General features: G+C 38.5%; 11 protein-coding genes and 1 pseudogene. 5 read left to right on the top strand and 7 right to left on the bottom strand.

The window, feature by feature from the left end; translation table 11 throughout:
* Positions 1 to 190: 190 nt before the first annotated feature.
* From JMY00_RS00145 to JMY00_RS00115, 7 genes are all read right to left on the bottom strand, one after another.
* Entirely contained in the window at positions 191 to 1297 is a 1107-nt protein-coding gene (locus JMY00_RS00145; RefSeq protein WP_201578822.1) for a hypothetical protein, read from the bottom strand.
* A gap of 199 nt (positions 1298 to 1496) precedes the next feature.
* Positions 1497 to 1859, bottom strand: a complete 363-nt coding sequence (locus JMY00_RS00140) for a hypothetical protein (protein ID WP_201578645.1) — start codon at positions 1857 to 1859, stop codon at positions 1497 to 1499.
* Positions 1860 to 2093: 234 nt separating this feature from the next.
* Complete coding sequence (locus tag JMY00_RS00135) at positions 2094 to 2654, bottom strand: hypothetical protein (RefSeq protein WP_201578644.1); 561 nt, start codon at positions 2652 to 2654, stop codon at positions 2094 to 2096.
* Positions 2651 to 2872 carry a mobilization protein MobS gene (locus JMY00_RS00130; RefSeq protein WP_201549486.1) on the bottom strand — a complete coding sequence of 74 codons (222 nt, stop codon included), beginning with the start codon at positions 2870 to 2872 and terminating at the stop codon, positions 2651 to 2653. Before JMY00_RS00130 ends, JMY00_RS00135 begins: the two co-directional genes overlap by 4 nt.
* 73 nt (positions 2873 to 2945) lie before the next feature.
* The gene (locus JMY00_RS00125) at positions 2946 to 6284 is read right to left on the bottom strand and encodes a tyrosine-type recombinase/integrase (RefSeq protein WP_201578643.1); all 3339 of its coding nucleotides are present in this window, start codon (positions 6282 to 6284) and stop codon (positions 2946 to 2948) included.
* Complete coding sequence (locus JMY00_RS00120; RefSeq protein ID WP_201578642.1) at positions 6271 to 8754, bottom strand: hypothetical protein; 2484 nt, start codon at positions 8752 to 8754, stop codon at positions 6271 to 6273. Before JMY00_RS00120 ends, JMY00_RS00125 begins: the two co-directional genes overlap by 14 nt.
* On the bottom strand, positions 8751 to 9260 hold the full coding sequence (locus JMY00_RS00115) for a hypothetical protein (RefSeq protein ID WP_201578641.1): 510 nt from the start codon (positions 9258 to 9260) through the stop codon (positions 8751 to 8753). Before JMY00_RS00115 ends, JMY00_RS00120 begins: the two co-directional genes overlap by 4 nt.
* 683 nt (positions 9261 to 9943) lie before the next feature.
* Here JMY00_RS00115 and JMY00_RS00110 point away from each other — a divergent pair.
* From JMY00_RS00110 to JMY00_RS00090, 5 genes and pseudogenes are all read left to right on the top strand, one after another.
* A pseudogene (locus JMY00_RS00110) lies at positions 9944 to 10105 on the top strand (alanine racemase); the annotation flags it as partial.
* A 17-nt stretch (positions 10106 to 10122) separates the two neighbouring features.
* On the top strand, positions 10123 to 10944 hold the full coding sequence (gene proC / locus JMY00_RS00105; RefSeq protein WP_201578640.1) for a pyrroline-5-carboxylate reductase: 822 nt from the start codon (positions 10123 to 10125) through the stop codon (positions 10942 to 10944).
* Positions 10945 to 11289: 345 nt separating this feature from the next.
* Positions 11290 to 12825: a type I restriction-modification system subunit M gene (locus JMY00_RS00100; RefSeq protein ID WP_201578639.1), complete on the top strand. Its 1536-nt coding sequence runs from the start codon at positions 11290 to 11292 to the stop codon at positions 12823 to 12825.
* Positions 12815 to 13978 carry a restriction endonuclease subunit S gene (locus JMY00_RS00095; RefSeq protein ID WP_201578638.1) on the top strand — a complete coding sequence of 388 codons (1164 nt, stop codon included), beginning with the start codon at positions 12815 to 12817 and terminating at the stop codon, positions 13976 to 13978. Before JMY00_RS00100 ends, JMY00_RS00095 begins: the two co-directional genes overlap by 11 nt.
* A gap of 68 nt (positions 13979 to 14046) precedes the next feature.
* Positions 14047 to 15447 (top strand): anti-phage deoxyguanosine triphosphatase, encoded by a 1401-nt coding sequence (locus JMY00_RS00090; protein WP_240990590.1) that lies wholly within the window; start codon positions 14047 to 14049, stop codon positions 15445 to 15447.
* The last annotated feature ends 69 nt before the right edge of the window (positions 15448 to 15516 follow it).

The raw sequence follows: 15516 nt of genomic DNA, 5'->3' as shown, positions 1-15516 counted from the left end.
TTTGAGTGCAACACAAGCTAATTCAGCAGTCTGTTATAAGTGGTTCCATTATATCAGTCTGTTTTAAGTGGTCTGTTAATAGGTTCAAAGGGATAAATAGCTGGTTCCCTTAGGGTATAACCCAAAGGAACTAGTAAAAAAGAATCTCTCTATCCAAAGTTATTTGTCATAACGCCCGTTTTTTACATGGTTACTCTGTATGACCGTCAGATACCCAGATACCATCCTGACCAACAAAATAACTATGAGTTTCCTCTACTTCTAGTTGGTAGACATGTGTCATAAATGGATTGGGACAAGGATCATCAAAACGTGCCATACTTTCATGAATGCTAGAGTCTAACAACCCCTCGGCGTTTCCATATTTTTCTAGATTAATTAATCCATTCTCATAGATCTTTTTGTTTTTACTAGAACCCAGTTTATTCTTTTCTATTATGTTGCCATTATAGTAACTTGGTGAATTATAGAATTCTTTAAAGCTTTCAATATCACGATTCGCATAAGGATTTGTATCTTGGAACAGACGATTGTTCAATTTTTTATATAAGTCAATATCAATTTTAAACGGTACCTGCTTATTAACATGTGAAAATGAATCAGCAGTTGGTAAATTTAATTGGTATTTATCATGGTTATAATATTTCTCTTCTCCTAAGCTTACTAAGCAGTAACTATCTTTATCGAAACTAACAAACTCTATGTTTCGATATTCTTCCCAATAGCTGTCTAAAAAATCATTCACATCAAAGTCGCTACTCCAATCAATGTTAGCAAGAATAAAGTTTATAGGCGGCATGCTGTAAGTATACGCACAGTCCTGAGGAAAGTTTGGTAGCGTACGAACAGGCAAAAAAGAAAATTTTGATAACTGTATTTTGTCTTTACTGACAGAGACTATTTCAGGAGGATTGATACCTTCCTCATAAGATTTAAAGTACTCGTCGATACATTTCTTGAATAACTCTCTAGAAAATAAATTTTTAGCAGGTTGCCAACCCATTCTAATGAGATTGTTGGTTGAAACTCTAATCTTTTGAATGTCCGTGCAAAAAATATAGCTATCATTGTGTCTCTCATCTTCATCTAAGTTAATATCTTCATCAAGCGAATCGTTGTGGTATTCAACTTTATATATTCTTTTAGGTTCAGAAGACGTAACTGTTTTAGTTACCTTCCTTGAAACCAGCTCACCATCATCATTAATTTTTGACAATACAAGATCTCCAACTTTAATATCTTGTATTGGCATTAAACCTTTATCTGTATGTACTAATGTACCTGCGACAAAACTCATTCTATTTTCCTTATTAGTAAACTAAATCAGCCCATAGTATCAACTATCTTGTGAAGCTTATAGCTGAAGTTCTCGCTAGGGAGCCGTATCCTTACGCCCATAACCACTGAGCCTGTTTTTAGATTATTATAAATATGTTGAGACACCTCAACCCCTTAATAGCTCGATGCCTGTATAGCGCACCGATCAGGATTTAACATTAATAAGCTCTATTACAATTAGTGTATTTACGATTTATTAAATCAAATTCATACCAGAAATCCCACATATATCTGTCATCTGCATTGAATACTATCCTAACTCCACGTTCAACTTCCCAACACCAGCTAAATATAAGCTTAAGCTTTTGATAATGCATTTCAACCTCGGGAAATGGGATAGTTAATACATAAGTACCTGCTTTATCATATACCTTTGCTACAAAGTCTGTATTTCTAGAGAATCTTTCTTTATTAAAAATCAAAAAGTAATCGAAATTATCCAAAAGCGTAACCTCACCATACTCGAAGTCGATTTCAAAATTATTCAGTAGTGCTGATTTTTCGCGATTATTTAACTCCATTTCCCTTCTCTTTTAGAGCTAGTTCATTAGAATAATATAGTAAAATTTCATAATTTTATGGATAGCTCAAGTGGAAATTAGGTTCGTTATAGCAAATCCTAGAGATAATTTTTTTCGAAAAGCTCACATGATGTACATTACTAAGTACACTATGTCTCCCTAAATAGCTTGATCAATTAGCGTATATAGCCTACAGCCATAGATTCAAGTCCTCACTAGGGTACCGCATCCTTTTCACTCTATAAAATCCATAAAACGCCAAAACCAGTAATAAAAGAATGCTATAAACATAATAAAACCCGTATTCATATACGTATTCATACCCTTTATAGTGTCTAAAGTCCCCTGATAAGTGATTACCTCCTTAATTCCAGCTTCGACATCTTCCACATTAAGACTTACTATCTGTCTAACTCCATTATGGAACCCTAGAAAATCTTTCTGTATATACCACCCTATCACGGCTTTTTTAGCTTCAATCGGTTCTAAATATTCTTTGCCGAAACAAGAGGAGTCAGTATCAAAAGCTGAATAGCTGCACCCATATACTTCTTTACGGTTAAGATTACTGAGATCTAACAACATAAAAATGTGATTTCCCTCACCTACGTCCAAACTGCCTACAATACCTTCACTATAATTAAGCTCAGACTCTAAAGGGAAGTCTCTACCTTGCCAACTCAGTATTGCCCAGGCTATTAGCCCTATCCAAGTTAATAGAAGAATGACTATTTGAACTTTTCTAGTTAATGTTAATACTTTGAATTGTTTCAGTCGTTTTGTTAAGTGTCTCACTTAGTACCAAGCCCTTTTACCAAATCGGCCATTAAATCCTTATCCGTTTGTCTGCTCAAAAAATCCAACAGATTATCGGCTGTATATTCCCTTAAACCGTCTACTGAATCCTTCTCTAAAGCATCTACAAGAAAAGCACCCAGTAGTATTTTTTGTCGTGTCAGCTTCTTATCTAATTTCTGTTTTTCTTCTAAATCACCACTATCCAGCAAGCTCATATTTTCCCTTAAACTAGCAAATCTATTTATTCCGATAACAAGGCTCATTTTAAAAGAGTTTAATGTAAGAAACTTAACTCAAAATAGATAGCTTTTCATCTGTAATCAGCATCATATGCACAAAAAAACGTAGTAGGGGCGAGTATTGCCATTTGTTCGTTTGCTCTCTATGGTCTTGATTAGCAATACCGATATGGAGAGCGTTTTTCGAATCATTAGATTGTTGTTTAATGTCTTGATAGTTAGTAGATGACATGGTTTTCATCAATAAAGCTTCATTGCTACTCACCAGCCAACGTTTCAAAGGCAGCAGTTTCTTAGCAATATCAATGAAACGTTGCAACTCTTTCTCATCTTCTTTTCCAAATGGTAGGTATGCTCTGCTACTAGACAGTTTTTGACTACATATCTCAATAAACCAAGTCCAGTCAGCCCCTGACTTTTCTCGTAGACGATAGGCATTACTTAGCAAAAGCGATAGCAATCTTAAGTCACTCTGGTATTGAATGTTCAGTGGACTCAGTACAGGGGTGTTTGAATCTGATAGCTTAACAAAGCGAGGTTTGCCGCGTTTGGTAGTGATGTCGGTAATCTCGCTGGCACGTTTTATTAAAATATTTGCATCGTGAATAGAAATATTTGCCAACTGGGCCGCTTTACTTAAAGGCATCTTTTTATCATAGGTCTGTAGTAGCAGTTGTACTCGGTTTAGACCATAACGACCAAACAGCTCATTAGTGACTGGCGTATTGGTACTCAAGAGAAATTGCTTATCACAGCTTTCGACCGTAAACTTCGGTGACTTGCGTTTGCCTTCTATGATATTTTTAAATAACAGCGTACGTATACTAGGTATGCTGACGCTACTATTACAAACAGTCGCATTATTCTCTTTAAGCTTTTTATTCGTAAAACCTGTTATGTTATACAGCGTTCGCTCTGGCAATGTTATATCTGCTTTACTAAGCACATAGGTCGCCATCAGCGTGGCAAAATGGTTGTAATACTCAAAGCTACGCTCAGGCGACAGGTGTCCCATAATGCCTGATAGAGCGTACCAGCGATCTTGTGCCTTGATATGCTCCCCGAGTAGGCCTTTTTTTATACGCAGTACGTCGCTTTCGTCATAATCGGTGAGTCCCTCTACGAGATCTGGATGACCCAATAGCGCTAGAGATAGGTTGCTCACAGCCGTATGCCTAAACCCATGAAAGGTGTGCTCTGCCACGTTATCATCTACCGAGATGTCTTTTAAGACTCGTTTGAGTAACTGCAACGGAACATGGTCATCAATAGGGCGCTGATCCGATGATAAGGTAAAGATAAATTTGTTTGAACTGTCGCCAATATTACTCTGCACAAAGTTCATAAAAAAATTCAGCTCATTAGGTTTGAGGACGGCAAATAAGGGAACGCGGCGAATACTACTTTGAGTCTTGGTTGGACGATAGCTATTGGGCCTTATTACTACTGATGGCACAGCTGTTTTTAAGCCTTCGATGTCACTATACTTAAGTCCCAACAGCTCTTTTTTGCGCATGCCAGTACGATAGACTAAGATAAATAAAAGCGCGAACATCTCCCGCTCCAATATATCTACGGAACCCAGTATCTGCGTAATAATGGCTTGGTACGCTTGCGGTGATATCAGCTCCGCACGTACACGCCGACCATTTTTGGACTGTTGGAAGTTCACGGAGGGTAGGTTGTATTTGCTCTTTGCAAAGTTGTGCATATTCTTCAATAAATTGGCAGAGTATCCAATGTCAGTATTGTTACGTACGACAGCTTTGTACTCTAAAATCTCTTCGTAAAGTTCCTCAAACTCTTCCTCTGACCAAATATCAAGCGGCTGCGCTGTGGTGAAATACAACCACTCATAGCCTATGGTTCTAATATATTTCAAAATAGACTCATTACTAAGCGATTTTGACTCTTTTCGATTGAGTAAACTTAGCACCCAATCTAATAAAATTTTTTCACTTAAGTCATCGTATTGTTCATAGCGTTTTTGTACTCTTTCAATAAGAGTAGGCGGCTTTTTGCTGGTTTTTTTCTTTTTCTGTTTTTCATCCATTTTTAAGTCTTTAGTCAGATTCATAATTAAATCAGACTTTCTAACCTCTATCTTTTTGGTAGAACTATTACTAGATGTCTCGTTTTGATTGGCAGAGTTTTTGCTGATAGACAGCGTCAAAATATGTTCTAGATCATACGGCTTCTTTTTATACTGACATTTTTGGTTCAGAAACCGACCAAAGTCTTGCGTACTTAATCCTGCAGTATTATGCATACCTCGCAGCACCCCAACTGAGGCATGGTCGATACTAGCGTCATCGAAATCCTCCCAGTAATAACTGGCGTAATATAAAAATCTTGAAAAGGGAAGTGGCTTAATACCCAAAGGCTTGATCACGTCAGATAAAGCTACGGTCAAATATTGTTTTATCTTATCTTTTGACAGCTTGGCAATGATAGGTTTAATCTCTGATTGACTACTTTTTTCATGATAGCGCATTAGCCAACACTGACTGACCATATCTACAATGATTTGCTTAGTGTTATAAAGCTGGTCACTTTCTTCTTCGCGCTCGTTACCAAAGCGCTTTTGTACAAAGCGCGGCGAGACCATTATTCTTTCTTTGATGAATGGCTGATACTCTTTGGTGAGCAATGAGATAAGCCACCCTTGAAGCATTTGTACCTCATTGATACCGCCATACACAATTCCTGAGAATATCAGCCAGCCTATAATCTGATCTTGGCTATAATCGGCTGTTTGCTCCCAATTATGCTCTACTGCGCGAATAATTTTGACCAGCGCCTTACCGTCTTTTAACCAAGCTGTATTTGTAATTAGTGGATTAATTTTAGTAGGTTGTGGCGCGATTATCTTGGGATAGTGATGCTCAGCAAGCATATGGTACTTATTTTGATAGTCAACGAACTTAACGACGACTTGCCAGACATGTTTGAGTGTTCTAGATGACTCGTAAGCTTTTGCAATTTTGTTTTCAATGATTGACTGAAACTCATCAAAACCCTCTTGAGACAATGGTTCCAATTGTCTATAAAGCTCTCTCTGAAACTGGCTTAAAGATTGACTCCAAGATAGCCATGACAAATCAAAATAATCTTTAGAGCTTGGCGAAAATGAAAAAATGCGTTCATTGGGCCAAAGCGCTTGTTGGTAGTATTTATTGAAAGACTTTATGAATCCGATATTTCCAGGATGAGTCCTTTTCAACGACTCCCATTCGGTTTGTAAGTCGGCGAGTAGCTGTATCTCACGTTTCCTTGCCGTGTCACTGTCTTTGAGTATAGATGGGTAAGGCACGCAGCGCTTTTTTCTACCATCAAACTTTGCTAAATTATCAATAATTTTTGGCAGCTGTATTTCATTTATTAGCATGGTCAACCTCTGCAGTGCTTGTGCCAACATGATTTGAATTAGGATAATGATTGATTGTGATATCTGATAACCCAAGCTGTGCTGCGATTTTTTCAAACACGGACGCTACACGCTTAATATCTGCTTTACTACTTGATGAGAAGCGCCCCAATACTTCTTGACGAGCTTTTTCATGACCAATAACCGTGTTAATCAGTGATAAGGAAACGCCAAGATTTTCAAGCTGCGTACGAACAAAGTGGCGTGTCCAATAGGGATTGGCGTCAATGATGTGCTTGGTCATATGATAAGCATCGCCACGCTTAATGTCTTTAAGAATAGGGGCGTTAGCAGTAGGAGCTCGCTCATACAACAGCTTTAATAGTGCTTCATCATTACCTAAACGGATATCATCAATGATAGCGCTGATATCATGATGACCTTGGTGCTTTGCCTGATAGTTGATCAAATACGCTCTATAGTCTGTTAGATGGCGTATAAGTGCGGGGCATAGCGGAATGAGACGATCACTTTTGACCTTCTTAACAGGCTTGTCATTGATGAGTAGCCAACCCATATCAAGATCAATGTCGTACATCCTGCCAAGACCGTTATTTGGTCGCACGCCGGTTAAAAGGCAAAAGACAAACCATACAAAAATACTGGTTCTGTTAAAGTGCTCCTCATCGTTTGAACTTTGATCGGTCCAGTACTTCATCTCATTTATGATGTCGCAAACTGTTTCAATCTTTAGCGCAAACGCTGAGCCCACCGTATATTTATGCCAAGGAGTGATATAAGTTAAGTCAAAATCACTGTTGCTATTAAATATACTCAGTGCTGATTTATAGTGAGCCATAAGTGCTTCGCTAGTGTGGCTACTATAGTACATTGCAGGAGCATGGGACGCAGGTGTGCGACAGATGATATCGGCGATGTGCGCATGGCAATTAGGTGTATAACGAGAGAGCACGACATGTAGTGCGGTCTCTATACGATTGACAGACAGGTACGGCAATCCAAGGCTGCTACGCAAGGCAGCAAGATAAGCCGTAAAGTCTTTTTTTAAAGGCAACTCGCAAGCAAGTAAATCATCTATAAGCCATGATGGCAGTGGAACTTTGATGGTGTCAAAAGTATTTTCATAATCCTTTTTGAGCAGTGTTTGGCTTGTGGACTTGTCGGTAATACCTAAGCTATGTTTAATGTAATACTTTTTGCCTTCAAGATTGAAAATTCTAGGATGACCGATATAGCCGGGTATTAGTAAGGACTTAACTGGCAGCCCGGTAATCATAGATAACAGTAAAATACCCGCACACGTTTTATCAATCTCTGATTCTGGTAAGGTGCTTGCATCTTGGTTGAGCGCAGCAAATAACGCTTGGTAGCCGGCAAGGGAGAGTAAGCGCGTGTTAGAGTTAAGCGCGAGATTGCGCTGAGACATGTAGTTTTGCTGTAGCGATAAATCTATAGTTTGGAGCGGTATAGAGTTTTTGATCAACGGGTTTGGATATTCGCCATAGCTGACATAGGGTGCTTCATAGTGGTCAATACGCTCTTCAAAACTGGTGGTTAACCCTTCATAGCTTTCAGTATTAGCGTCTAAAAATGCAAGATCTATGGCGATAGCGCTGTGTTCTATATCATCACGTGTGTTAACCCATGCATCATTGCTAGGCGTGGTATTCCAGTTGTGGCTCGTTGCAGTAGAGTCTAAGGGCAATCTCGATGTGTTATCTGCTAAGTTGATAGCTGTAATTTTAATATGTTTAGGTGGCTTCTTACGTTTGGGTCTAGGCTTACGTAGTGTCTTCTTACGATCGGGTTTAGGCTTGCGTAACGTATGCGCATTTTGATAGGCAGTCGTTATTTTTTCTATTTGGCTCAGTTTGGCTTTTTCATCAGATTCATTTTTTTTTACTTTCTCACTTTTTTTCTGCTTTAATAGATCATTGAGGGTGTTAGATATGTACTCTACACTTATGGTCATCTGAGGTAAATCGGGTAGTTCACGCCAAATCCACGTTCGTCTTACAGAGCTTGAAAACTGAGCCTGTTTAAACTGCATTAATATATTATCAGTGTCAGTTTTTCTATTGTGAAAGATAAGTAGAGCTGCTGTGTGCATCGCTATGGATAACCAAACTAGTTGTTGCACTGCTTGACCTAACTGCCGTTTAATGACGATATCTTGCATTAGGATAAGCAGTTGCATCATCAATGGTTTTTGTGCCAAATCCTTACGATTGATTTGCATATACTGATCGTCAACTGGCCTTTTTTGTAGTGTTTGTATGACAGTTTCTGATAAATACTCAATCGCATCGTCATCTCGTTCATAACTACCATCTACTGTAGCAATAATGGTAGAGATAGCCTTTAAGACAGATTCTGGGTAAACAAATGCTTTATTATTCTTTATATGAGCAATGGTCTGTGCCGACAGCCAGTGTTCTTCATTGGGAGAGGTATCATCATTCTCAGTCATAAAACAGCCTCAGAAGGTCGCTTGTAATAAGTTTGCTCACTTATGTTTATAAGCCGACAAAATGTAGTAATAGCAAAAATGTTTTTGCCAAATAATTTTTGGTTTATCTCTTGATCCAAGATCTCGTTTAGCTGCGTGTAAATGAGCTTGATATCTATTTTTTTATGGTATTTTGCGATGAGATCAATAAGCTCGTAAAAACTGATGTCAAAATTAGACTGTTTCTTTGATATATATTTCACGGCTACTTCTTCTCTTAATAGATCAAAATCAATATAAGGGCTTTTTGCCATATGAAATAGCTCAAAGTTATTGAGCAAGAACCACTTTTCCTCCTCTTTTATAAAGCAGGTAAGTTTTGAACAAGCATTACTTTGCTCAAGTTCGATAGCCTGGCTATTCAGAAGTGGTCTGATATGGCAGGTATAAATATCAAACAGACTAATAATTTTTGGATATATAAGCACATTGAGTGTTTGTAGCTTAGCGATCGATAGTGATTTCACATCTTTCCTATTAAGATATCGAGTTGATGACTTGGTCGTTATATCCTGTGTATTGACCTCCACTAATAATTTAAGAGTATTAGCAAACAATTGAAAGCCAATTTGTGAGGTTTTAAGTCAAAAACTTGAATTAAGCGACAGCTGATGACGCCTTGCTACGCTCTGAGCTTTTGTAGACAAAACTGATGACAACTCTGTTAATAGACCGAAAATCTCAATGTTAAGAATCTAAAAGGTGCTTATGATGAGATAAGAAAGCTAGGAGGTTTTACTAAACTGGTAAGAAAAGTGTGTTATGTGGCTTTGAGACAACATGTATCTTTGATTTTTGTGATGCTATTTGCCAGCTATCAAGTGATAGTGCGTGCTATTCATTAGTACTTATTGATAGAGCTTTATCGAAAAGAGCAGTTGTAGCTAAGACGTATGGTAAACGTCCATAGATACAGCACGAACGAAATATGACTAATACAACTGCTATAACAATGTGATGTGCGAACACCGACGGGCTAGCCACTGTTTAAATACAGATATATACAAAATGATACATTATGTATCTAGTTAAAATCTAACAGAGATGTAAACAAATATCAACTTTTAGACTTAACAGTCATTAGAGAGTCTCAGTGGTTTACTCTGAAAAAGAAGACGGTACTATATTGAAGCGATCGTAGAGACAAATTCAATCTTTTGAGCAATTACAAACTTGCTTTGATAAACTAAAGGCCCAATATCCTCATGTAGATACGTTGTCAATGGGTATGAGTGGAGATATTGAAGCTGCCATCAGTGCAGGTTCGATTATGGTGAGGATCGGCACAGACATTTTTGGAACGCGAACTTAAAAGGTAATAACAGACATATGTCATATAAAAAAATCGCATTTATAGGCACAGGCAACATGAGCTATGCCATTATTGGTGGCATGATAAAAAACGGTTTTAATGCAAACAACATCATTGCTACAAACCGCAACCAAGAAAAGCTTGCAAAGGTAGCAGACAATTTTAAGGTAAAAACCACCAGTGACAATAACGAAGCCCTACGCGATGCTGATGTTATTGTATTATCTGTTAAGCCTCAAATGATGGGCGATTTATGTAAATCGTTTCAAGAATCAGGCGTAGATTTTAGTGGTAAACTATTTATATCGGTTGCCGCAGGTTTAACCGTTAAGCGTTTACGTGAAATGCTCGGCCAAGACGTTAAGATGGTGCGTTGCATGCCAAACACACCATCGCTACTAGGGCGTGGCGTGTCAGGTTTATTTGGTGCAAACGAAACAGCCGATGAACATGAGTTTGTACAACAAGTCTTTGAATGTACTGGTATTGCCGTATGGGTTGAGCAAGAGTCGCAAATTAACGATATTATTGCTGTGACTGGCTCATCGCCTGCTTACTTTTTCTTATTTATGGAAGCCATTGAAGAAAAAGCGAAAGCACTTGGTTTTAACGATGAAGATGCCCGTCGCTTAGTACAACAAACAGCACTTGGCGCTGCCGAAATGGCACTTAGCCAGCCTGATATTAGTATTTCGCAATTACGCTCAAACGTAACAACTAAAGGCGGTCCTACTCACGAAGCTGTTGAGCACTTAAAAGATGAAGGCTTAACTAAAACCGTTGGCGATGCTATGGATGCGTGTATTGCACGTGCGGAGCAAATGGAAAAAGAACTTTAAAATTATACTGTATGCATCAGATAATGCTTCTTATAAACAGAATTTAGTCTAGTTATTATTAAATAACACTTTCTAGAGTCTTCTCAGTAGTTGATATTTAGACGGTGAAATATCGTCATGAATGTCGAATAAATAAAAGCACCTTATGTCATAGCATAAAGGATCACTGATATCTAACCATTTCGTAGATAGAGCATTAGGGTTAATGCCTAGTATTTTCAGTGCCGCCGCTTTGATAAAGTCTAATAATTAAAAGCCCATCATTTTAAGATATCGACTATATACCCTTATATCATTACCTCACCATAACAACCAGCAATTTTCCAGCGCGTTAAGGAATAACAAATGCCTGCCAGTACCACTAATAATATTAGCAAAATCAATCAAGACGATATCAACAAAGCCGTCTGGAACGCCTGCGATACTTTTCGCGGAGTCATCAGTGCCGATACCTATAAAGACTTTATCTTAACCATGCTGTTCCTCAAATATCTGTCTGATGTATATCGCGATGAGTACATCAAGCTGGTCGAGCAGTTTGGCGACAACCCCGAGCTGATCCATGCCATGATGTCCAAGCAGCGTTTTGTCTTGCCTGAAGGTGCCAGCTTTTGGGACTTATACGAGCAGCGTCATCAGCCGGGCAATGGTCAGCGCATCGATGAGGCGCTACACGCTATCGAAGAAGCCAACGGTACGAAGCTCAAAAACGTCTTCCAAGATATTAGTTTTAACACCGATAAACTCGGTCAAGAAAAGCAAAAAAACGAGCTACTACGCCACCTATTAGAAGATTTTGGCAAAGATATTCTAAACCTCTCCGCTGAGCGTGTCGGTAGCTTAGACGTGATTGGTAATGCTTATGAATATTTAATCAAGCATTTTGCTGCCAGTAGTGGGGCGACGGCTGGCGAGTTCTATACGCCACCGGAAGTGTCCAATTTGCTAGCGACTATCCTTGAGCCTGTCGAGGGTGATGAAATCTGTGATCCAGCCTGTGGTTCAGGGTCGCTACTCATCAAGTGCGGGGCAATGGTACGCAAAAACTCAAATTCTAAGAAGTATGCGCTATACGGTCAAGAAGCCATTGGCTCGACATGGGCACTGGCCAAGATGAATATGTTCCTACACGGTGAGGACAACCACCGTATCGAGTGGGGCGATACCATCCGTAATCCGCTGCTACTTGATAAAGACGGCAAGCACTTATTACAGTTCGATGTGGTGACTGCCAACCCGCCGTTTTCATTGGATAAATGGGGTCATGACGATGCCAGCAGCGATCCCTATGGTCGCTTCCATCGCGGTGTCCCGCCCAAGACCAAGGGCGACTATGCCTTTATCAGTCATATGATTGAAACACTGAAACCTACTACTGGTCGTATGGGTGTGGTCGTACCGCATGGCGTGCTGTTCCGTGCATCTAGTGAAGGCAAAATCCGTCAGCAGCTCATTGAAGAAAACTTGCTCGATACGGTGATTGGCTTACCTGAAAAGCTGTTCTTTGGAACTGGTATTCCAGCCGCTATTCTGCTGTTTAAAAAGAACAAGACCAATGACAAAGTTCTGTTTATCGATGCCAGCAATGAGTTCAAGTCAGGTAAAAATCAAAACCAGCTCACTGAAGATAATATTAATAAAATCATTGAGACGTATAAGGCGCGGGAAAGCGTCGATAAATATGCGTATCTAGCGAGTTTTGATGAAATTAAAGAAAACGACTTTAACCTAAACATTCCGCGCTATGTCGATACGTTTGAGGAAGAGGCGGAGATTGATTTGGATGCGGTACGTTCCGAGCGTCTTGAGTTAAAGGCTGAATTGGACACGTTAGAAACCGAGATGGCAGGGTTTTTAAAGGAGTTGGGTTATGGTGCCTAATGGTTGGGAAGCTATAAAACTAAACGAAATCTGCGATAAAGTAACAAGTGGTTCTCGCAATTGGGCTCAATACTATTCCGAAAAAGGTAGTAAGTTTATAAGAATGACAAACTTACAACGGAATAGTATTTACTTAGACCTTTCAGATTTAAAGTTTGTTGATATACAAAGTTACTCTTCTGATGGGCAAAGAACTTCATTAGAAACTGGCGACATTTTAATGTCTATCACTGCTGAGCTTGGCAAAATTGGCTGGGTTCATGAAGGCTTAGGTGAATCTTTTATAAATCAACATACTGCTCTAATTAGGTTGAAAGATAATAAAGCGTACAGTAAATATATAGCTTACTTACTTTCTTCTAAAGAAATGAATCATCGTATAAATAGATTGAATGACTCAGGTGCCAAAGCGGGATTAAATTTAACAACTATACGTTCTATTCCTCTAACGATACCTCCTGTATTGGAACAACAAAAAATAGCCAAAATCCTATCGACTTGGGATAAAGCGATTAGCACCACTGAGCGATTAATTGACAATAGTACCCAGCAGAAAAAAGCCTTAATGCAGCAACTTCTGACGGGTAAAAAACGTTTGCTTGATGAGTCGGGTGAACGGTTTGAGGGTGAGTGGGAAGAGATTGAGTTGGGTGGAATTGCTAATATTTATCAGCCTAAAACTATTTCACAGAAAGATTTAACCAATGAAGGTTATTTAGTTTATGGAGCTAACGGAATTATCGGAAAATATTCCGAGTACAATCATGAACAAGAGCAGGTTGCTGTTACCTGCCGCGGAAGCACCTGCGGGGTTGTAAATTGGACTATGCCCAAATCTTGGATTACAGGTAATGCAATGGTAATTAATGTAGATGATTCAGATTCTATTTCTAAAAGATTCTTGTACTATAAACTGAGCTTTGCAAATTTTAACTACTTAATATCTGGGTCTGGCCAGCCTCAAATTACTGGAAATATAAAGACTCATAAAACAAAACTACCAATTCTCAAAGAACAACAAAAAATCGCCACCGTGTTAACCAATGCTGATAAAGAAATCGAATTGCTTGAGCAGCAATTGGCTGATTTGCAACAAGAGAAGAAGGCGCTGATGCAGGTGCTGTTGACGGGTAAGAAGCGAGTGGTGGTTTAATGTAAACAAAAGTTTGCGTATATAAGTGATATAAACGATACTTGGACAAAACTTATTCAAAAGAAGCGATGAAAATGATTGATGATGTCCTTAAAGAAAAAATGGAAGCAAGAAGAAAGTATCAGCCTTATCGTTCAGGTGATGTCAGAAGTCAGTTTGATAGAGATGAAGCACGATTGATACATTCAGCTGCTTTCAGACGGCTACAGTCTAAAACTCAAGTGCTAGGTTTGGGGGAAAGTGACTTTTATCGCACTCGGTTAACTCACTCTATGGAAGTAGCTCAAATTGGTCGAGGAATAGTTCAGTATCTTGAGAAGTCAGGTGAGTTTTCTGAATACAAAGAATATTTGCCTGATATGGCTTTAATTTCAGCAATTTGCTTAGCACATGATATCGGTCACCCTCCATTTGGTCATGGTGGCGAAGTGGCACTTAACTACTGTATGAGAAATCATGGTGGTTTCGAGGGCAATGGTCAGACGCTACGAATTTTAGGTAAGTTAGATAAATATACTGAACAGCATGGCTTGAATCCTACAAGACGAATGCTATTAGGTGTTTTAAAGTACCCTGCCGCCTATAGCAGTTTAGTAAATGATAGTTTTTATGAGTCTGAAAGTAACTCTGATGTTCCTTATTGGTTGTTCAAAGCGGATGCACAAAAGCCTCCTAAGTGTTATTACGATACAGATAAAGACATTGTAGAATTTATCTTTGAAGGCTTTGATGAAGAAGACGTTAAGAAGTTTACTGCCTTTGAACCTAAGGAAGAAAAGCATCAATGCACACGTTTTAAATCACTAGATTGCACAATTATGAATTTAGCAGATAACATATCTTATAGTTTACATGATTTGGAAGATGCACTTTCTTTAGGGATGATTAGTCGAGAGCAGTGGCAAAAGCATTTTAATGACAATGATGGCTTGTTCGATATCATTGAAAACTTAGAGAATGAAAAATTAGAAAAAGAATCTAACTTTGATTGCATAACTAGAAAGCTTTTCGGTGAGGAAAGTTATGAAAGAAAAGATGCGATTGGTCGTCTAGTTAATCTTATGATAACCAATGCGGAAATAGTTGATAATGGTTCCGACTGTGAAAATCTGTTATTAGGTCTTGAAGTTAAACTAAAAAAAGAAATTGAAAATTTAAGAGAGCATATCTTTATACTTGTAAAAAAAGTTGTCATCAAAGATGTAAATGTTCAACAGCTTGAGTTCAAGGGACAAAAGCTAGTTATAGAACTGTTTCAAGTTTTGGCTAAAGATCCTGAAAGATTCTTGCCAAATTCTACCAAATTAATTTGGAAAGAATCTACGAAAAATCTGCCAGTAGAAAGACAAGAGTCGGCCCAGATGAGAGTGATTTGTGACTTTATTGCCGGTATGACTGATGATTATGCTGCTAAGTTCTATGAGAAGTTTTTCACTCCTAATAAGGGATCTATATTTGATAGGTTGTGATCGATTGCGATTTCAATATAGTCGGCCTATGATGATATCGAACTATTACAAGTATTATAAGATAGCCAC

Source organism: Psychrobacter sp. Pi2-52, from assembly GCF_904846705.1.
In the GTDB taxonomy this organism is placed as follows: Bacteria; Pseudomonadota; Gammaproteobacteria; order Pseudomonadales; family Moraxellaceae; genus Psychrobacter.
The sequence above is the reverse complement of the archived record's forward strand: the minus strand, read 5'-3'. Positions and strand labels throughout refer to the sequence as shown.

Coding starts and splice junctions, on each gene's coding strand:
- JMY00_RS00145 (WP_201578822.1), bottom strand. CDS start 1,297: ATGAGTTTTGTCGCAGGTACATTAGTACATACAGATAAAGGTTTAATG.
- JMY00_RS00140 (WP_201578645.1), bottom strand. CDS start 1,859: ATGGAGTTAAATAATCGCGAAAAATCAGCACTACTGAATAATTTTGAA.
- JMY00_RS00130 (WP_201549486.1), bottom strand. CDS start 2,872: ATGAGCTTGCTGGATAGTGGTGATTTAGAAGAAAAACAGAAATTAGAT.
- JMY00_RS00125 (WP_201578643.1), bottom strand. CDS start 6,284: ATGCTAATAAATGAAATACAGCTGCCAAAAATTATTGATAATTTAGCA.
- JMY00_RS00120 (WP_201578642.1), bottom strand. CDS start 8,754: ATGACTGAGAATGATGATACCTCTCCCAATGAAGAACACTGGCTGTCG.
- proC (WP_201578640.1), top strand. CDS start 10,123: ATGTCATATAAAAAAATCGCATTTATAGGCACAGGCAACATGAGCTAT.
- JMY00_RS00100 (WP_201578639.1), top strand. CDS start 11,290: ATGCCTGCCAGTACCACTAATAATATTAGCAAAATCAATCAAGACGAT.
- JMY00_RS00095 (WP_201578638.1), top strand. CDS start 12,815: ATGGTGCCTAATGGTTGGGAAGCTATAAAACTAAACGAAATCTGCGAT.
- JMY00_RS00090 (WP_240990590.1), top strand. CDS start 14,047: ATGAAAATGATTGATGATGTCCTTAAAGAAAAAATGGAAGCAAGAAGA.